This is a genomic window from Allobosea sp. GW821-FHT03A12 (assembly GCF_058986765.1).
Genome location: NZ_JBYSVZ010000006.1, coordinates 184,551 through 201,819, shown reverse-complemented (window position 1 = coordinate 201,819; position 17,269 = coordinate 184,551). Strand labels below are relative to the sequence as shown.

Below are 17,269 nucleotides of genomic sequence, written 5' to 3'. Positions count from 1 at the left end.
CGTCCATCAGTCATGGGCGGAGGGCGGGTCGAGCCGCGGCGGATTGCAGCCCCGTTGGGCGCAGTTTTCGGCCGCCACCACGACGGCAAAGCCGAGAGCCGCCGCGCAGAGTTCGTTCGGCAGGTTCTTCAGCACCGGACCAAGGCCGCCATTGCGCCAGAGCGAAGCGAGGAAGGCGCCTATGAAGCTATCCCCCGCGCCGATCGTATCGACCACCTCCTGCGCGAGGGCAGGGAACACCATGGGCTCGCGGCGGAACGGCAGGAGATAGCCGCCCTTCTCGCCATCGGTGACCAGCAGCAAGCGATCCCCATGGGCAAGCCAGCGCGCCAAGGGATGGCCGAACTCGGCGCCGTGGAGTGTTCGGGCATCATCCGTGCTGCATTTCAGCAGATCGCACAGGGCTGCTCGCTCCTCGATGGCACGGCGTGCCTCCGGAAGCGCCGGCAGCACGGCCGGCCTGACATTGGGATCATAGCTGACGCTGAGGCCCGCCTCGCGCGCCCGCCGCATCAGCGCCAGTGCTGCCTGGCCGGACGCGCCGATCGTCGCGCCGAAGGAGGTGACGTGCAGATGCGCGAAATCGTCGAGATCCGCCGGCGCGGGTGGTGCGGTATCGAAGGCCGTGCCGCTCAACGAGAACCGGTAGGTCGCGGCACCGTCTGCGTCGAGCGAGGCCGTGGCGGAGGGCGTCGGTGCATCGCAGACCCCGGCGAAGCGCTGGTCGATGCCCTCCTCGGTCATACGCTGGAGGAAAATCTGGCCGAATTCGTCTTGCGATAGGCTGACATTATAGGCGACCGGCGCGCCGCAGCGGGCCAATGCCAGCGCCGTGTTGAAGCCAGAGCCGCCGAGCACGGTCTCGTGCTCGTGCCCGGCACGGCCGGGCACGATGTCGACCAGCGCCTCGCCATAGACGAGGACACCCTTGCCCGTCACAGCAGGCCGCGCTTGGCCAGGTTGCGCATCAGGTGCGAGGCGCCGAAGCGCCAGGGCTCGCATTCGTCGGTGCGGCGCATCCGGTTGATCAGCGCGCCGAGCTCGGGCGCCGAGATGGTGACGACGTCGCCGTATTTATGGGTGAAGCCGCCGCCCGGCGCGTCGCGATCCTTGATCGGCGCGAACATGGTGCCGAGATAGAGCACCGCCCCGTCCGGGTACTGATGGTGCGGGCCGATCATCTGCGCAGCGAGGTCGGCCGGGTCGCGGCTGATCATGGCGATCGAGGACGAGCCCTCCAGCGTGAAGCCGTCTTCGCCTTCGACCGTCAGGCTCACCGTCGTCTTGCGGACGTTGTCGAGCGAGAAATCACCATCGAAGAAGCGGATGAAGGGGCCGATCGCAGCTGCCGCATTATTGTCCTTGGCCTTGCCGAGCAGCAGCGCCGAGCGACCCTCGACATCGCGCAGGTTGACGTCGTTGCCGAGGCTGGCGCCGACGATGCGGCCATCCGAGGCGACGACCAGCACGATCTCCGGCTCGGGATTGTTCCAGCTCGAGGCCGGGTGCAGCCCGGCATCGGCGCCGGTGCCGACCGCCGACATCGGCGGCGCCTTGGTGAAGATCTCGGCGTCCGGCCCGATGCCGACCTCAAGGTACTGGCTCCAGCTGTTCTGGGCGATCAGCACCTCCTTCAGCTTCATCGCCTCGGGCGAGCCGGGCTTCAGCTTGGAGAGATCGTCGCCGATCAGCTTGCCGATCTCGGCCCGGATCGCGGCGGCGGCGGCCGGGTTGCCACGCGCCTTCTCCTCGATGACGCGCTCCAGCATCGACACCGCGAAGGTGACGCCGGCGGCCTTGACCGCCTGCAGATCGACCGGGGCGAGCAGCCAGGGCCTGCCGTCATTGCGCGTGGCGGCCGAGCTGTTGGCGAGCAGGTCGGCCAGCGAGCCCAGGCTCTCGCCATCAGCGGCGCGCAGGGCCGTTGCCGGATCGGTGGTCTCGCACAGGTCTCGCATGGTCGGGAAGGCCGCGGTGACGTCGATCACCGTGTCGCCCTGGAGCTTGACCACCGATGGTCCCGCGAGATCCGGGCGCCAGACCCGGCCGGCCAGCGCGGCGCGGTCGGCATCGGCCGGCAGGGTGTTGGCGGGCGTGAGCGAAAGCGAGGGCATGGCTGATCCAGGTTGTGTGCAGTGTACAGGGCGAGCTGCGAAGAACAGCCGCTTCCGCCGGAAATCGCAAGTGCGCGGATGCGCGTCCACAGCGGGGCGGAAATGTCATCGTTTTGTCATTGAACTGTCGCCCCGGCTTCATGCTAGCTTGCGCACCAACGACAAGAACGCCCGCGTGTATCGGGGGCTGAGAGGGAGCTGATAATGACCTTCAAATCGAAGACCTTGACCGCGGTCGGTGCGTTCGCGCTCGCCGCTGCTTCGCCGGCTATGGCGCAGACCGAGATCCAGTGGTGGCACGCCATGACCGGCGCCAACAACGACGTCGTCGTCAAGCTGGCCGAGGAGTTCAACGCCTCGCAGAAGGACTACAAGGTCGTCGTCGCCTATAAGGGGTCCTATCCCGACACGCTGAACGCCGGCATCGCCGCTTTCCGTGCCGGCAACGCGCCGCACATCATGCAGGTCTTCGAGGTCGGCACCGCGACGATGATGTCGGCCAAGGGCGCGATCAAGCCGGTCGCCGACGTGATGAAGGACGCCGGCGAGAAATTCGATCCGAAGAGCTATCTGCCGGCGATCACCGGCTACTATTCGACGACGAAGGGTGAGATGCTCTCCTTCCCGTTCAACTCGTCCTCGATGGTGATGTGGTATAACAAGGACGCGCTGAAGAAGGCGGGCCTGCCGGAGGCGCCGCCGAAGACCTGGCCGGAGGTGTTCGCAGCGGCCAAGAAGCTCAAGGCCGCGGGCTTCGACAAGTGCGGCTTCTCGACCGCCTGGACCACCTGGGCCAATATCGAGCAGCTCGGCGCCTGGCACAACGTGCCTGTCGGCACCAAGGCCAACGGCTTCGATGGCTTCGATACCGAGTTCCGCATCAACGGCGACCTCTTCGTCAAGCACCTGACCAATCTGGCCGAGCTTCAGAAGGACAAGACCTTCGACTATTCCGGCCGCACCAACACCGGCGAGGGCCGCTTCACCTCGGGGGAGTGCCCGCTCTTCCTGACCTCCTCGGCCTTCTTCGGCAACGTCAAGGCCAACGCCAAGTTCGACTGGTCGAACGCGCCGATGCCGTATTATCCGGATGTCGCCGGCGCGCCGCAGAACTCGATCATCGGCGGCGCCTCGCTCTGGGTCATGGGCGGCAAGAAGGCTGACGAGTACAAGGGCGTCGCCAAGTTCTTCACCTTCCTCTCTGACGTCGACCGGCAGGTGAAGCTGCACACCGAGTCCGGCTACCTGCCGATCACCAAGGCGGCCTATGAGAAGGTCAAGGCGTCGGGTTTCTACAACCAGAACCCCTATCTCGAGACGCCGCTGCTCGAGCTCAACAACAAGGAGCCGACCGACAACTCCCGCGGCGTGCGTTTCGGCGGCCTCGTCCAGATCCGCGACATCTGGTCGGAGGAGATCGAGGCGGCGCTGAACGGCCAGAAGACGCCGAAGGCGGCGCTCGACGCCGCCAATGAGCGCGGCAACCAGGCGCTGCGCCAGTTCGAGCGCACCATGGCCCGCTGATCTCACGCTCGCTGGTCGTTCCGGGGGCGGGCCGTAAGGCCCGACCCCGGAATCCATGAACATGCCGGCGAAAGATGAAGGCACATCGCTTGAGACAGGTCGTGTTCATGGGTTCCGGGCTCTTCGCTGGTGCGAAGCCTCGGAAAGCCCAGCGCTAGGTCGCCAATGCAGAAATATGCTCACTTCAAGGGCTTGACGATCCCGCTGCTGCTCCTGCTGCCGCAGCTCGCGATTACGGTCGTCTTCTTCTACTGGCCGGCGAGCCAGGCGGTCTGGCAGAGCTTCCTGCTGCAGGACGCCTTCGGCATCTCGACGCAGTTCGTCTGGTTCGAGAACTATCGCGAGCTGTTCTCTAAGCCGGAATATTTCAAGGCGCTGGTCAACACCGGCATCTTCTCCTTCTTCGTCGCCCTGTTCTCGCTTTCGCTGGCGCTGCTCTTCGCGGTGATGGCGGACCGGCAGATCCGCGGCGCCGAGGTCTACAAGACCTTGCTGATCTGGCCCTATGCGGTCGCTCCGGCGATCGCCGGTGTGCTCTGGATCTTCATGTTCGACCCCTCGCTCGGCATGCTCGCCCGCGGGCTGCAATCGCTGGGGATCAACTGGAACCCGCGCCTCAACGGCAATGATGCGATGACGCTGGTCATCCTCGCGGCGACCTGGAAACAGATCTCCTATAATTTCCTGTTCTTCCTCGCCGGACTGCAGTCGATCCCCAAGAGCGTGATCGAGGCGGCGGTGATCGACGGCGCCCGGCCGATGCGGCGTTTCTGGACCATCGTCTTCCCGCTGCTCTCGCCGACGACCTTCTTCCTCCTGGTGGTCAACCTCGTCTACGTCTTCTTCGACACCTTCGGCATCATCGACACCGTGTCGGGCGGCGGCCCTTCGGGCGCCACGACCACCCTGGTCTACAAGGTCTTTTCCGACGGCAAGGGCGGTACCGATCTTGGCGGCTCGGCGGCGCAGTCGGTGATCCTGCTGATCATGGTCATCGGCATGACCGCGATCCAGTTCCGCTTCATTGAGCGGAAGGTGAACTACTGATGGCGTCCGTACTCTGGCAGGAGCTCACCGCCGAGGAGCTGCGCGGCAAGGCGGCGCGGGACGCCGTCGTCGTGCTGCCGGTCGCCTCCATCGAGCAGCACGGCCCGCATCTGCCCGTCGGGGTCGACACCATCCTGTGCGGCGGCGTCTGCAAGCTCGCGGCCGAGCGCGCCGGCGAAGTCGAGGTGGTGGTTGCGCCGGCGCTGTGGTGCGGCATGGCCGAGCACCACATGGCCTTCGGCGGCACCTTTACCTTCGACATCCCGACCTATCGCGCCGTGCTGCTCGCCCTGCTGAAGAGCCTGGAGCGCCACGGCTTCCACCGCGTCGTCATCGTCAACGGCCATGGCGGCAACATCGCCGCGCTCGCCGCCTTCCTGCCGGACTTCGCCAGGGAGACCTCGCTCCAGGTCCGCGCCACCACCTATTTCCTGCTGGCGCAGGAGGCGATGGCGCCCTTCATGGACGATCAGGTCAGCGTGCTGCATGCCTGCGAGGTCGAGACCTCGATGATGATGGTGCTGGCGCCGGAGACCGTACGCAGCGAACGGCTCCCGGAAGCCTTCGGCATGCTCGATGCCGATCTCACCGCACTGACCCGTCCGACGGTCGGCCAGTACCGCCCTTTCCGCGAGATGACTGAGACCGGCGTGATCGGCGATGCCCGCAAGGCGACGGTGGAGAAGGGCCAAGCCTTTCTCGATGCTGCGGCGGACGCGCTGGCGAAACTCTTGAGCGACCGGGGAGGGCACGGCTGATGGTCGAGGACCGCCGCCTGGGCGACGCGATCGCCTACATCATCCTGACGATCGGCGTACTCATCTGCGCCTTTCCGGTCTGGCTGACCTTCGTCGCCTCGACCTGGGACAACGCCACCATCATCAACGGGCAATTGCCGCTCTATCCGGGGCCGCACTTCCTGGAGAACTACTACCGCATCCTGTTCGTCGGCACCTCGGGCTCAACCCGCGAGCCGGTGGCGAGCATGATGCTGAACTCCTTCATCATGGCGATGACGATCGCGCTGGGTAAGATCTTCATCTCGGTGCTTTCGGCTTACGCCATCGTCTACTATCGCTTCCCGTTCCGGATGGCGGCGTTCTGGATCATCTTCGTCACATTGATGCTCCCGGTCGAGGTCCGCATCTTCCCGACTTTCAAGGTCGTCTCCGATCTCGGCATGCTCGACAGCTATCAGGGCCTCGCCGTGCCGCTGATCGCCTCGGCCACCGGCACGCTGCTGTTCCGACAGTTCTTCATGACCATTCCCGACGAGCTGCTCGAAGCGTCGAAGATCGACGGCGCCGGCCCGTTCAAGTTCTTCAAGGACACGGTGCTGCCGCTCTCGCTGACGACGATCGCGGCCCTGTTCGTCATCCAGTTCATCTATGGCTGGAACCAGTATCTCTGGCCGCTGCTGATCACGACCAAGGACTCGATGCAGACCATCGTGATTGGCATCCGCAAGATGATCACCACCTCCGACGCCCTGACCGAATGGCAGCTCGCCATGGCCACCGCCATGCTCGCCATGCTGCCCCCGGTCCTCGTCGTCATCGCCATGCAGAGGCTCTTCGTGAAGGGCCTCGTCGAGACAGAGAAGTAGCCCGCCAATGGCTCAGGTCACGCTCAGCAACGTCAAGAAGATCTATGCCGGCGGCGTCGAGGCGGTGAAGGGCGTCTCCTTCGACATCCCCGATGGCGGCTTCTGCGTCCTCGTCGGCCCCTCCGGCTGCGGCAAGTCGACCCTGCTGCGCATGGTCGCCGGGCTGGAGACGATCTCGGCCGGCGAGGTCGCGATCGGCAGCCGCGTCGTCAATCAGGTCGAGCCGGCCGACCGCGACATCGCGATGGTCTTCCAGAACTACGCGCTCTATCCGCATATGAGCGTCTACGACAACATGGCCTATGGCCTGCGCAATCGCGGCACGCCCAAGGACGAGATCGAGAAGCGCGTCGCCGAGGCTGCCCGCATCCTCGCCATCGAGCCCTTCCTGCAGCGCCGCCCGCGCCAGCTCTCCGGCGGCCAGCGCCAGCGCGTCGCCATGGGCCGCGCCATCGTGCGCAAGCCGCAGGTCTTCCTGTTCGACGAGCCGCTCTCCAATCTCGACGCCAAGCTGCGCGTGCAGATGCGCGTCGAGATCAAGAAGCTGCAGCGCGCCCTCGGCGTCACCGCGATCTACGTCACCCACGATCAGGTCGAGGCGATGACGCTCTCCGACAAGCTGGTGGTGATGAATGGCGGCCAGGTCGAGCAGATCGGCCTGCCGGCCGATGTCTACCGCAAGCCGGCGAGCCGCTTCGTCGCGACCTTCATCGGCTCACCGCCGATGAACCTGCTGCCGGCCAAGGTCGACGGGCACGGCATCATCGCGCTTGGCGATGCCCTGCTGCAGGCGCGCGACCTGCGCGAGGACTTGGCCACCGGCACCGCGGTAGAGGTCGGCCTGCGGCCCGAGGATATCGAGATCGCCTCGGAAGGCGCGGCGGGCTCGCTGCCCTTCGATGTCGAGTTCATCGAGGAGCTCGGCGCGACCCAGCTCTTCCATGGCCAGCTCTCCGGCAAGCCCTTCGTCATGCAGGCGGCGACCGGCGAGGTCGCGGCGCAGGCCGGCCGGCTCTGGATTTCGGTCGACCCCGACAAGGTCCACGTTTTCGATGCGGAGAGCGGCGTTAGGCTGGGGCGGGCGTGAGCGCGGGACCCGCGACGTAACCCCTCTCCTGGAAGGAGAGGGGCAGGGGTGAGGTGTTCGGACTGAAAACGTTGGCCTGACCCAAACGCGCGGTAAGCGCTCGCGTAACTTGTTGGGCGGCCCACACCTCACCCTGCCCTCTCCTTCCAGGAGAGGGTTGCCCGCGCTCTTCTCGTCAATGACGGCGGCTTCGCTCAACTCGCCGGCGCGTATTTCACCACGCAGCCATAGGCCTTGGTCGCGGGCTCCGAGATCGCCTTGCCGGCCTTGAGCTCGGCCACCGCCTGGCGGACATAGCTCTTGGCGCCGGCGAGGCTCGAGGCGTTCGACGAAGGCTTGTCGTCGATCGCGCCGGCATAGGCGAGGGTGCCCTTGGGATCGATGATGTACATGTGCGGCGTCGTCTGGGCGCCATAGGCGCGCGCCAGCTGGCTCTTCGGGTCGAGCAGGATTGAGGCCGGGGCGGCGTCGCGCGCCTTGCTCAGCTCCTTCGCTTTGGCCGCGTCGACATGGCCCTGCTCGCCGGCGGGCGAGGAGATCACCGAGAGCCAGACGATGCCGTCCTTGGCCATGTCCTTCTGCAGGGTCTGCATGGTCGCGCTGTTGTAGTGCTTCCGGACATAGGGGCAGTCGTGGTTGGTCCATTCCAGGATCACCGTCTTGCCGGCATAGTCGGAGAGCTTCTGCAATTTGCCGTCGACGTCGACGACCGAGAAATCGGGCGCCTTGGCGCCAGGCTTCGCCGCGCTCTGGGCGAAGGCAGCGCTTGAGCCGAGGCCCAGCGCGATTGCGGCAAGGCCGGCGATGAAATTCTGTCTGGTCACGTCTGTCATGTCTGTCTCCATCGGTTGGTGGCAGATGCGTCGGCGTGGGCAGTGTTATCGTGCGGTGGCGGTCTTCACCTCTTTGCCGGCGGCGCGCTGCGCCGCGCTCACCACAGTCTCGGGCGTCAGCAATTGCGGCAGCACTTCCGCCTGCGCGCCCTTCGTGCCCGGATAGAACAGATAGAGCGGCACGCCGGCGCGGCCATACTCCGCCAGCGTTGCGGCGATGGTCGCGTCGCGATTGGTCCAGTCGGCCTTGAGATAGGCGACGCCGAGCTTGGCGAAGGCGTCCTTCACCTCCTGCCGCGACAGCGCCACCCGGTCATTGGCGAGGCAGGTGATGCACCAGGCGGCGGTGAAGTTGACGAAGACCGGCTTGCCCTGCGCCTGCAATTCCGCGACCCGTGCCGGCGACCAGACGCCGGGCGCATCCGTGCCAGCCTGGGCGGTCGGCTGGGACGAGGGCGTCGCGCTTTCGATCACGAAGGCCGAGGTCGCGCCGACGAGCAGGATGGCCACTGCAGCCGCGATGGCGCGCAGGGCACGGCCGCTGCCACGCGTCACGCCGATCAGCCAGAGCGCGAAGCCGGCGACGAGGATTGCGACGAGCGCGGCGAGCGCACCATCGGCCCCGGCCTGCATGGTTGCGACCCAGACGAGCCAGATCGCGGTTGCGAACATCGGAAAGGCGAAGGCCTGCTTGAGGATAATCATCCAGCGGCCGGGCCTGGGCAAAAGACGCAGCAGCCCGGGTGCGAAGGAGAGCGCCACCACCGGCGCGGCAAAGCCGAGCGCCAGCGCCATGAAGATCGAGAGCGCCGCGGCCGGTGGCTGGGTCAGTGCATAGCCCATCGCCGCGCCCATGAACGGGGCGGTACAGGGCGTCGCGACGACGACGGCGAGCGCTCCCGTCATGAAGGCGCCGACCGGGCCGCTGCGACTGGCGAGCCCGTCGCCGACCCCTTGCAGGCGGCCGCCGATCTCGAAGGCGCCGATCAGGTTGAAGCCGATCAGCGTCATCAGCACCGCGAGCAGGATGACGAGCGGCGGCGATTGCAGCTGGAAGCCCCAGCCGGCGCCGAGCGTGATCACCAGCGAGGCCAGCACGAAGAAGGTCGCAAGCACGCCGGCGAGGAAGAGCAGGCCCTGCTGGCGGACCTCGCCGCGGCTCGCCTGCGCCACCTGGGCGAAGCCGAGTGCCTTGATGAACAGCACGGGCAGCACGCAAGGCATCAGGTTGAGGATCAAGCCTCCGGCAAAGGCGAAGGCCAGCGCCAGAAGGAGCGTCAAATCCTCGGCCGGAGGCGGCGGCAGAACCACCTTGGCCGGTGCCTGCGCCGGAGCGGCAGCAGCTTGCAGCAGGGCAGGCTCGACCTCGGCGCTGAGCGCCAAAGCACGCTTGGCGCCACCCTCTGTGAAGGTGAGGACGCCATCGGTCGTCGGCGTGCCCACCTTGAAGGCGGTCGAGCGGGTCAGGGTGAGCGCGCCGTTCGCGAGCGGCTGCTCGGCCGCATGCTCGATCAGCGTGTCCAGGACCGGGAAGAAACGGATATCGCTGGCGCCGGCCGGCAGGCCGGGCAGAGCGAGCGCAAGCTTGTCCTCGCCCTTCGCCGTCAGCTTGCCGGTGAAGCCGGCTGGCTTCGGCAGGGCGGCGATCGCCTCGTCGATCCGCGCCTGCGCGGCAGTATCGACCGCGCCGGTCGCCGCGATCGGCAGATCGAGCGTGAATGCGCCCTCTTCGGGAATGCAGATCTTCTCGCAGACCAGCCAGGTCGCCTTGGCCGAGAGCGTCAGCGTCTCGCCCGGCTTGGCATTGGCGGGAACCGTGATCTCGACCGGCAGCAGGACATGGTCCTCGAAGCCGAAATTGACGAGCGGCTCGACCCGGATCGCTTTCGGCGTCGGCCACCGGATCGCACCGGCGCTCACGCCCTCCGGCAGCGTCCAGTCGATCTTCGTCGCCTCGCCGGAATCGCCGGGATTCTGCCAGTAGCTGTGCCAGCCCGGCGCCAGCTTCTGCGTCAGGGCGACCTGGAAGCGCTCGCCCGGCGCGACCGCATCGCGGCTCGACAGCAAGGTCGCGGTGACGCGGGCCGAGGTCACGGGCGTGGATTCGGCGGCAAGCACGGGCACAGGCGCGAGCAAGGCCAGCGCCACTGAGGCGCGCTGCAACAGCCGGAATGCGGTCCGGCGCGGGAGGCTCGTCGCGATCATGCCGATCAGATGCCCGCTTCTGTCGCGAAAAGCCAATGACAAGCGGGTGAGGGCGGCGCGAGGTCGCAGGGTCAGGTGGTACGGCCGACCTCGCGCGCCACCTCCGAGAAGGGGCGCATGCCGCTATCCGGCCGCGTCGCGATCGAGAGGAAGCGGGCGGCGAAGGCGAGCGAGTCGCGCTGGCTCGGGCTGAGCTGGTCGCAGCGCTGCCGGTCGCCGAGCCCGGTCTGCTCGGCCTGCGCCAGCGCGGCCTTGAGCTCCGCTTCGCTCAGGGCGCCGGATGCGACCAGTGAGCGCAGCACGGCGGTGAAGGCCAGAAGCATGCCTTCGAGCTGAAGATTGGCGACGTTCATCTCGTCCTCCCGATTCTGATCGGGCGGTCGGACGGCCACCGGACAAGCCTGCGCCGGGGGCCGTTCGTCGGCGCCCGGCGCATCTTGGCATGTCGAACCGGTCAGGGCGACCGGCTTATGATCAGGCTGCTTGCGGCTGCTCGACCGGCGGCAGATAGGCGCCCTGGAAGGTCGTCATCACATGCGCGACCATCTCGCGGGCGATATGGAGCTGGTCGTCCTCGAAGGCGATCGTCCGCGGCGAGTTGAGCACGATCTCGTAGCTCGGGAAGTAGTCGACATAGTCGAAGCGCCGGAACAGCTCCTCGGCCACCGCCCGCAACAGCGATTTCGAGGCGCTGTTGGCGACGATCACGTCGGCGTCCTTGAAGGTCGCGCCGAACGGCACCGGCGAGACGGTGACGACGAAGCGCATCCCCGGATTGCAGTGCTCGCGGATCAACCCGATGATGTCGAGCATGTCGGCCAGCGTCGCATCGTAGCCGTAGTCGACGAAACGGAAGCGCTCCGGCATGCGCTGCAGCCAGCTCGGCCCGGGATGGGCGTTCATCGCGATCCCGGTCTCGGCATCGAGCCAGGTCTCGGTCAGGCCAAGCGTGAAGAAACAGATCTTCGCCTGCTTGATCGTCGCCGTCGCCTCGGTGAGGCGCTTTCGGTTGGCGAAGGCGGTCTCGCGCTCGAGCAGCCTGAGGCCGCTGGCATGCGGATCGAACCATTGCCCGGGGGCGAGCTCGATCAGCCCGTCATTGGGGTAGCTCTCGCCGCGTAGCACGCGCTTCAGCTCATGCGTCATCGAGCGGACCGAGTACTTGTTGAGCGCGCCGCGGGAAAGCTGGCCACGATCGGCGCCGCCACCGCGGCCCGTCGCCTCGTCCCAGCTCTCGAAATGCTCGGCCGGCACGCCATGGCCGCGCAGCAGCAGCGGCAGGCCGCGCATCATCAGGATGTTCTCGACCTCGCGTGCGAAGCAGGAGCCCATGGTGAAGATCGGCCAGGTCGGGTCGATCTTGAATTTCGGCTTGTGCTGGACGGCGAGGTAGTTGCCGGTGGTCAGCCGCTCCTTGGCCATCTTCTCGGGCTTGCCCGAGGTCCAGCCGCGCACGGGATTGCCGCGCATGATGGAAAGGGCCGTGCCGGCATCGTATTCGATCTTCATCGATCGTCTCCTGGTTCGTGCAAACCTCTTGGGCTCGACGCTGCGGACTGGGGAAGTCTCGTAAGCACGCCGGGCGTTTGCAGATGGCCCGGTGACCTCCGGGCGTTTCCTCCAACCGGCGCGGTCTTCGCCGCGCCGGGTTTGTTCACATGCGGTGGGGAATGCCGTTGCGATCGAGGAAGCCGCGCATCCGGTCGTAGGAGGCGGCATAGCTCTTCGCGAGATTGTTGAGCGCCGCCTCCTGGTAGACGGCGCGCCAGCCGCCCTCGGCCAGCGCCGCTTCCGGCACGACCGGGATCTTCAGCGTCTCCGCCAGCTCCTGGCTGCGCGTGTCATAGGCGACGAGCACGCCGGGCACGCCATGGGCGACCGCCGGCAGCACGCCATGGACGCGGTAGCCGACGGCGAGGTCGATCGACCTCGCGAACTCGTCATAGCGCTCGACGTCGAAGAACGAGAACAACTGCTTCTCGTAGATGCGCCGCATCGGAGCATCGTCCGGACCGTCCCACCACTTGGTTTTCACGAACTCGGCGACAGCCTTCTCCTTGGCGGCGCCATCGCGCAGGAAGAACGCCTTCTCCTCCTGCTCGCCATGCGAGGACATCACCATCTCGCTTTGGGCATCGACCTTGAGCAGCGCGGCCTTCTGGTTGCGCAGATAGGCCTCGGGGTCGGCGGTGTAGCTCTTGTCGGCCTCGCGGCGCAGGCTAAAGGCGACCTTGCGGATCTCGCGCTGGTCAGGAATGCGGATCTTGAGGTCGCGATTGCGGGTGCGGAAGATCGAGGGGCAGCCGACGACCTCGACATTGCGGATGCCGTTCTGGCGCAGGGTCTCGGCGCTGAAGGCGCCGCGCACGCCGATCGAGGCGCAGCGCTCGGCGACGATCGACCAGAAGCGCTTCGAAGGCTCGGGCAGCTCGATCTTGCGGTTCTGGCTCGCCTGCGCGCCGACGCCGATGGCGTAGACCGGCAGCTTCACCCGCTCCAGCACCTCGACGGCGCGGAACCACTCCATGTTCTCATGGATGAAGTTCGAGCCGCGCACGAAGACGTAATCGAATTCGCTGGCATAGCGCTCGATATCGGCCTCGGTCGGCGACATGATCTTCATCGGCTCCAGATGCGCATAGCGCAGGAGCTTCAGCGTCGAATCGTAGACGATCATGTCGCCGATGTTGAAGTAGTCGGAGAGCAGCTTCTCCATCGGCGCGCGGTACCAGCGCACCTTGTCGTGCTCATGCACCTCGCCAGCCGGATAGATCACCAGCGCGCGCAATTTAGTCTCGGTCGCGATCGGACGCAGATTCGAGCCCGGGGCGAGCGTGCCCGTGGCTGCGTCGGCGATCGCGACCGAGTGGGGGCGCCCGTTGGGCATAGCTGGCAGCGGGATCGTCAGCTCGGCGACATCGGCGTCGCCGGTGACGATCGCGCCGGGATGGATGGTGGCGTAGTCCTGCCCGTCGAGCAGCAGCTTGAGCGCTGGCCAGCTCCGGTCGGGCCGGCGACCGATGGCGACGACGACTTCGCCGGTGGTGGCGCGCAGAATCTTGATGGCGTTCTGCGCCGAGACGACGGAGCCGAGATTGAGCACGGGCGCGTTCATGGCCCCTCCTTGACGAACTGAACCTTGAGGCGGACCAGATCGCGATCGGGTCCGAGCTTGCAGTCGGCGACCTTCATCCTGGTCATGAAGAGATAGGCCTCGTCGCCGGTGGTCTCGAAATTGCGCGAGCGCGAGGCGGGGTCGGCGAGGGCGCCATAGCCGTAGCGCAGCCGGTCGCTGCAGTTCTTGCTCCACATCGTCGGCTGCACCATCAGGGTCTGCAGCGGCGACCAGCGGATCAGGTCGTCGGACCAGCTATAGGCGACGCGGCCGCCGGCGATGTTCTGGCTCGGATCGGGGCCGAGATGGAGCAGCGCGAGCCATTTTCCGCTCGGCTCGTGCCGGGTCAGCGATCCCACGGTGGTCGGCAGCGGCTTGAGCGTCTGGCAGGGCCGCGCCTGGCTGAGGTCGTCGCGATAGGGATCGACGGCGCGGATGGTGAAATCCTGCCCATCATAGGCGCGCCAGGAGGTCGGGTCCTTGATGTTGGTCGAGCGGAACAGGCAGACGCCGTTCTTCTGGCCCTCGCCGCCGGTGGTCATGATCAGCGCGTACCAGGCGCCGTCCTTCTGGACGATGTTAGACGGGTTGAAGAAGCCGCGATGGCGACCCTGGCCGATCTCCTGGGGAAAGCCGGGGGCGGCCACCAGCGGACGCGGCTCGTCGGTCTTGAAGCTGAGACCGCCATCGCTGGAATGCGCGGCGGTGACGACATTGTACCAGCAGCTCATCGCATCCTTGAAACGGCAGGCGCCGGGATGCTTGTCGGCATGGTACTCGGCATGGACCAGCGCCTCGACATTGCGGCCGTCGCCGGTCCAGGTCGCGGCGATCCAGCTCTTGTCGCTGAACTGGCTGGGGTCGGCGCTGCTCTTCGCCTCGAAGGAGACCGCGCAGCTCTTGCGGATCGCGCCGAGATTGCCGCCGATCAGCGGCCGGCTGCGATAATGGCTGGCGAAGGCGACGACCTCGCCCTTGTTGTCGCGGAAGGCGCGCAGGGGCGCGTCCGGCAGGTCCCATTCCTCGCAGCGCTCGCGCGCCCAGGAGACGACCGTCTCCTCCTTCGCGTCGGGCGCGATCTCCAGCCGGTAGCCGGGCCCTTTCGGACCCGGCGCCTGCTGAGCGAGGCCGGCGACCGGAGCGGCGACGGCCAGCAATGCCGCCGGCAGCCAGGCGAAGGCGCTGCGAAGGTTCCTCATGCCACCTTCCTTTCCGGCTCGGGAGCCGGCGGTGCGGACGGGGCGGCGACAGCGGGCCTCACCATCTTGTGGTCGACCTTGTTCTCGCTGAGGAAGGCGCTCATCGCGCCATAGGTCCGGGCGTAGGCCGCGTTGAAGCGGTCGAAGAGCACCTGGTCCCAGTACTCTTCCAGCTTGAACGGCTTGTCGCCGAAGACATCGACGCTCGGGATCTGGAAGGTCTCGGCGAATTCGACGGTGCGGCTGTCATAGGTGAAGTAGATCGAGGGCGTGCCGTTGGCGAGCGCCATCAGATTGCCGTGCAGCCGATAGCCGAGCACGAGATCGAGCTTGCGCACGAGCTGCTCGTAGCCGGCCACGACGTCCGAATAGAACATCCGGTCGCGGTAGAGGCCTTCCATCTGCTCATCGAGGTACCAGGCCATCGCCCAGCCGTTCTCGCGCAGGGCGGCCATGCCCTCCAGCTTCTGCTCGGGCGTGCCGAGCGCGAGCTTCTTCTCCTCGACCTCGCCCTGCGACATCAGCGTGATCTCGAAGCGATCCGCCATCGCCTTCACCAGGTCGCGGTGGAAGGAGAGGTAGCGCTTGATGTCCTTGGCGTAGTGCTTGGAGACCTCGCGGCGCAGGGTGACGCCGACCTGTTTTACCGCGTCGAGCGCCGGCAGGCGGATGGCGAGGTCCGGCCGGTTGTTGCGGAAGGCGGTCGGGCAGCCGATGATCCGGGCATTCTTGATGCCGAGCTCGTTCATCACCTCGGCCGAATAGGTGCCGCGCACGCCGACCGAGGCGGTCGAGTCCGAGATCAGCTTGAGAACGGTCTTGCTGTCCTCGCTGAGCTCGAGCTTGCCACTGACCGGGGCCTGCGCGCCGATGCCGAAGGCGAGCACCGGCAGCTTGAGCCGGCGCAGCACCTCGGCGGTGCGGCTCCAGTTCATGCCGGCGTGCACATAGTTCGAGCCGCGCAGGAAGACATAGTCGAACTCGGCGTTGAACCGGTCGATCTGGGCGGGATCGATGCTGGTGATCGGCAGTTCCTCGAGCTTCTCGAAGTTGAGCAGCTTCAGCGAGGAATCGAAGACGAAGGCGTCGCCGATGTTGTGATAGTGGTTGATGTGGCTCTGCAGGTCGGCATGGCGGTACCAGCGGACATTGTCGTGGTCGTAGACCTCGCCCGACGGGCTGATCACGAGGATGCGGGCCATGGTTGCGTTCTCCCTTCTTGTCTTCGCGTCGCTCACGCGATCATCGGCGCGGCGGCGCGATTGGCCGGGGTCGTCACGCCTCGGTCGGCAATCAGGCGCTGGTAGAGCGCGAGATGCTGATTGGCGCAGTCGACATGGCTGAGCGGCTTCTTGATGCCTGCGCGCAGGCGCTCCCAGAGCCCGGGCTCGCTCAGCGCCCGGGTCATGCAGTCGACGAGATCCTCCGGGCTGCCGGAGCGGAAATGCAGCCCGTCGACCTCGTCGGTGATCTTCTCGGCCATGCCGCCGAGATTGCTGGAGAGGATCGGGCGGCCATGGAAGAAGGCCTCCTGGATCACGATCGGCGAGTTCTCCCACCAGACCGACGGCATCACCACCCAGTCGACCGAACGCATCAGGTTCGGCATCTCATGGTTCTGGAAGGGGCCGCAGAAGCGCACGCGCCGCCCGGCCGCCTCGACCAGGTCGGTGAACTTCTTCTTGTAGGCCTCGGGTTGGCGATCGAGATTGCCGCCATAGACCAGAAGCACGCTGTCCTCGCCCCAGACGTCCTCCGGGATGCGGGTGACGGCGTCGATCAGCACGTCGGCGCCCTTATAGGGCGTGAGCTGACCGAAATAGGCAAAGCGCGAGCGCCGACCGTTCTCTTGCGGCCCGGGCCGCGGCGGCGCGACCTCGGCGACGTCGATGCCGTTCTCGATCACCGAGAAGCGCTCGGCCGAAAGCCCCCATTGCTGGTAGCGCTCGGCGAGGAAGCGGCTTGGCGAGATGAAATGGTCGGCGAGGTTGAGGATGCCCTTGATGAAGGTCTCGCGCGCCAGGAAGCGCGACGGCGAAATGTCCGGGAAGCAGGCGTTGCAATCGCTCGGCGAGGATTTGTAGCAGAGCTTGAAGGCGCCGGTCTTCACCATCTGGCCGTGATGATGGCAGATCGAGAGATATTCGTGGAAGGTCACCACGATCAGCGCATCCGGCAGCGTGTCGCGCACCGCGAAGATGCATTCGAGGCCGAGCCCGATGAAATGGTGGAAATGCACCACATCGGGCTTCAGGTCGCGCAAGACGCGGACGAAGTCGCGCTCGATCTCGTCGGTGGCGCGATTCGAGAGCAGGAAGTGGTCGTATTCCTCGGCGTAGTAGAGCAGTTCGCCGCCGCGTTGGCGCAGGCTCATCAGCGCCGTGCCGGCATGGCGCGGTGTCGGCGCGCCGACCCTGGCGAGATAGTGGGTGTCCACCTCGCTATTGGCCTGGAAGCCCTTGTGCAGGTTGTAGGAGGCGACTTCGGCGCCGCCGAGCGAGAAGGAAGGGTGGCCGTGCGAGACGACGAGGATACGCAT

Annotated in this window: 15 protein-coding genes; 5 read left to right on the top strand and 10 right to left on the bottom strand. The window is 66.4% G+C overall.

What is annotated here, in order from left to right:
- Positions 1-6 precede the first annotated feature (6 nt).
- Together AC3WLC_RS23265 and AC3WLC_RS23260 are read right to left on the bottom strand one after the other, a co-directional pair.
- Positions 7-939 carry a PfkB family carbohydrate kinase gene (locus tag AC3WLC_RS23265; protein WP_493686288.1) on the bottom strand — a complete coding sequence of 311 codons (933 nt, stop codon included), beginning with the start codon at positions 937-939 and terminating at the stop codon, positions 7-9.
- Positions 936-2,114, bottom strand: a complete 1,179-nt coding sequence (locus AC3WLC_RS23260) for a fumarylacetoacetate hydrolase family protein (RefSeq protein ID WP_493686287.1) — start codon at positions 2,112-2,114, stop codon at positions 936-938. Before AC3WLC_RS23260 ends, AC3WLC_RS23265 begins: the two co-directional genes overlap by 4 nt.
- A 204-nt stretch (positions 2,115-2,318) precedes the next feature.
- On the opposite strand from AC3WLC_RS23260, the gene ugpB reads away from it, so the two are divergent.
- The 5 genes from ugpB to AC3WLC_RS23235 all read left to right on the top strand — a co-directional run bounded on the left by ugpB (position 2,319) and on the right by AC3WLC_RS23235 (position 7,378).
- Positions 2,319-3,638, top strand: coding sequence for a sn-glycerol-3-phosphate ABC transporter substrate-binding protein UgpB (gene ugpB, locus AC3WLC_RS23255; RefSeq protein ID WP_493686286.1), 1,320 nt, complete (start codon positions 2,319-2,321; stop codon positions 3,636-3,638).
- A gap of 165 nt (positions 3,639-3,803) precedes the next feature.
- A complete protein-coding gene (gene ugpA, locus AC3WLC_RS23250) occupies positions 3,804-4,685 on the top strand; it encodes a sn-glycerol-3-phosphate ABC transporter permease UgpA (RefSeq protein WP_493686285.1) in 882 nt (293 codons plus the stop codon).
- Positions 4,685-5,443 carry a creatininase family protein gene (locus tag AC3WLC_RS23245; protein WP_493686284.1) on the top strand — a complete coding sequence of 253 codons (759 nt, stop codon included), beginning with the start codon at positions 4,685-4,687 and terminating at the stop codon, positions 5,441-5,443. Before ugpA ends, AC3WLC_RS23245 begins: the two co-directional genes overlap by 1 nt.
- Positions 5,443-6,291, top strand: coding sequence for a sn-glycerol-3-phosphate ABC transporter permease UgpE (gene ugpE, locus AC3WLC_RS23240; protein WP_454029222.1), 849 nt, complete (start codon positions 5,443-5,445; stop codon positions 6,289-6,291). Before AC3WLC_RS23245 ends, ugpE begins: the two co-directional genes overlap by 1 nt.
- A gap of 7 nt (positions 6,292-6,298) precedes the next feature.
- Positions 6,299-7,378 carry a sn-glycerol-3-phosphate import ATP-binding protein UgpC gene (locus AC3WLC_RS23235; protein WP_493686283.1) on the top strand — a complete coding sequence of 360 codons (1,080 nt, stop codon included), beginning with the start codon at positions 6,299-6,301 and terminating at the stop codon, positions 7,376-7,378.
- 194 nt (positions 7,379-7,572) lie between these two features.
- On the opposite strand, the gene AC3WLC_RS23230 is transcribed toward AC3WLC_RS23235, so the two are convergent.
- From AC3WLC_RS23230 to AC3WLC_RS23195, 8 genes are all read right to left on the bottom strand, one after another.
- Positions 7,573-8,211 (bottom strand): thioredoxin family protein, encoded by a 639-nt coding sequence (locus tag AC3WLC_RS23230; RefSeq protein WP_493686282.1) that lies wholly within the window; start codon positions 8,209-8,211, stop codon positions 7,573-7,575.
- A 45-nt stretch (positions 8,212-8,256) separates the two neighbouring features.
- The gene (locus AC3WLC_RS23225; protein ID WP_493686281.1) at positions 8,257-10,416 is read right to left on the bottom strand and encodes a protein-disulfide reductase DsbD family protein; all 2,160 of its coding nucleotides are present in this window, start codon (positions 10,414-10,416) and stop codon (positions 8,257-8,259) included.
- Between the two features lie 71 nt (positions 10,417-10,487).
- Positions 10,488-10,769: a hypothetical protein gene (locus AC3WLC_RS23220; protein ID WP_493686280.1), complete on the bottom strand. Its 282-nt coding sequence runs from the start codon at positions 10,767-10,769 to the stop codon at positions 10,488-10,490.
- A 121-nt stretch (positions 10,770-10,890) separates the two neighbouring features.
- Complete coding sequence (locus AC3WLC_RS23215) at positions 10,891-11,925, bottom strand: GSCFA domain-containing protein (RefSeq protein WP_493686279.1); 1,035 nt, start codon at positions 11,923-11,925, stop codon at positions 10,891-10,893.
- Between the two features lie 145 nt (positions 11,926-12,070).
- Positions 12,071-13,531, bottom strand: a complete 1,461-nt coding sequence (locus AC3WLC_RS23210) for a polysaccharide pyruvyl transferase family protein (protein WP_493686278.1) — start codon at positions 13,529-13,531, stop codon at positions 12,071-12,073.
- On the bottom strand, positions 13,528-14,730 hold the full coding sequence (locus AC3WLC_RS23205; RefSeq protein ID WP_493686277.1) for a hypothetical protein: 1,203 nt from the start codon (positions 14,728-14,730) through the stop codon (positions 13,528-13,530). The genes AC3WLC_RS23210 and AC3WLC_RS23205 overlap by 4 nt, the downstream gene beginning before the upstream one ends.
- The gene (locus tag AC3WLC_RS23200; protein WP_493686276.1) at positions 14,727-15,932 is read right to left on the bottom strand and encodes a polysaccharide pyruvyl transferase family protein; all 1,206 of its coding nucleotides are present in this window, start codon (positions 15,930-15,932) and stop codon (positions 14,727-14,729) included. The genes AC3WLC_RS23205 and AC3WLC_RS23200 overlap by 4 nt, the downstream gene beginning before the upstream one ends.
- Before the next feature lie 32 nt (positions 15,933-15,964).
- Positions 15,965-17,269, bottom strand: a complete 1,305-nt coding sequence (locus AC3WLC_RS23195; protein WP_493686275.1) for a glycosyltransferase family 4 protein — start codon at positions 17,267-17,269, stop codon at positions 15,965-15,967.

What these genes read in the sequence shown, in the direction of transcription:
- AC3WLC_RS23220 (WP_493686280.1), bottom strand. Translation starts at nt 10,769, where the DNA reads ATGAACGTCGCCAATCTTCAGCTCGAAGGCATGCTTCTGGCCTTCACC.
- AC3WLC_RS23225 (WP_493686281.1), bottom strand. Translation starts at nt 10,416, where the DNA reads ATGATCGCGACGAGCCTCCCGCGCCGGACCGCATTCCGGCTGTTGCAG.
- AC3WLC_RS23195 (WP_493686275.1), bottom strand. Translation starts at nt 17,269, where the DNA reads ATGCGTATCCTCGTCGTCTCGCACGGCCACCCTTCCTTCTCGCTCGGC.
- AC3WLC_RS23235 (WP_493686283.1), top strand. Translation starts at nt 6,299, where the DNA reads ATGGCTCAGGTCACGCTCAGCAACGTCAAGAAGATCTATGCCGGCGGC.
- AC3WLC_RS23230 (WP_493686282.1), bottom strand. Translation starts at nt 8,211, where the DNA reads ATGACAGACGTGACCAGACAGAATTTCATCGCCGGCCTTGCCGCAATC.
- AC3WLC_RS23260 (WP_493686287.1), bottom strand. Translation starts at nt 2,114, where the DNA reads ATGCCCTCGCTTTCGCTCACGCCCGCCAACACCCTGCCGGCCGATGCC.
- ugpE (WP_454029222.1), top strand. Translation starts at nt 5,443, where the DNA reads ATGGTCGAGGACCGCCGCCTGGGCGACGCGATCGCCTACATCATCCTG.
- ugpA (WP_493686285.1), top strand. Translation starts at nt 3,804, where the DNA reads ATGCAGAAATATGCTCACTTCAAGGGCTTGACGATCCCGCTGCTGCTC.
- AC3WLC_RS23200 (WP_493686276.1), bottom strand. Translation starts at nt 15,932, where the DNA reads ATGGCCCGCATCCTCGTGATCAGCCCGTCGGGCGAGGTCTACGACCAC.
- AC3WLC_RS23215 (WP_493686279.1), bottom strand. Translation starts at nt 11,925, where the DNA reads ATGAAGATCGAATACGATGCCGGCACGGCCCTTTCCATCATGCGCGGC.
- AC3WLC_RS23205 (WP_493686277.1), bottom strand. Translation starts at nt 14,730, where the DNA reads ATGAGGAACCTTCGCAGCGCCTTCGCCTGGCTGCCGGCGGCATTGCTG.
- AC3WLC_RS23245 (WP_493686284.1), top strand. Translation starts at nt 4,685, where the DNA reads ATGGCGTCCGTACTCTGGCAGGAGCTCACCGCCGAGGAGCTGCGCGGC.
- ugpB (WP_493686286.1), top strand. Translation starts at nt 2,319, where the DNA reads ATGACCTTCAAATCGAAGACCTTGACCGCGGTCGGTGCGTTCGCGCTC.
- AC3WLC_RS23210 (WP_493686278.1), bottom strand. Translation starts at nt 13,531, where the DNA reads ATGAACGCGCCCGTGCTCAATCTCGGCTCCGTCGTCTCGGCGCAGAAC.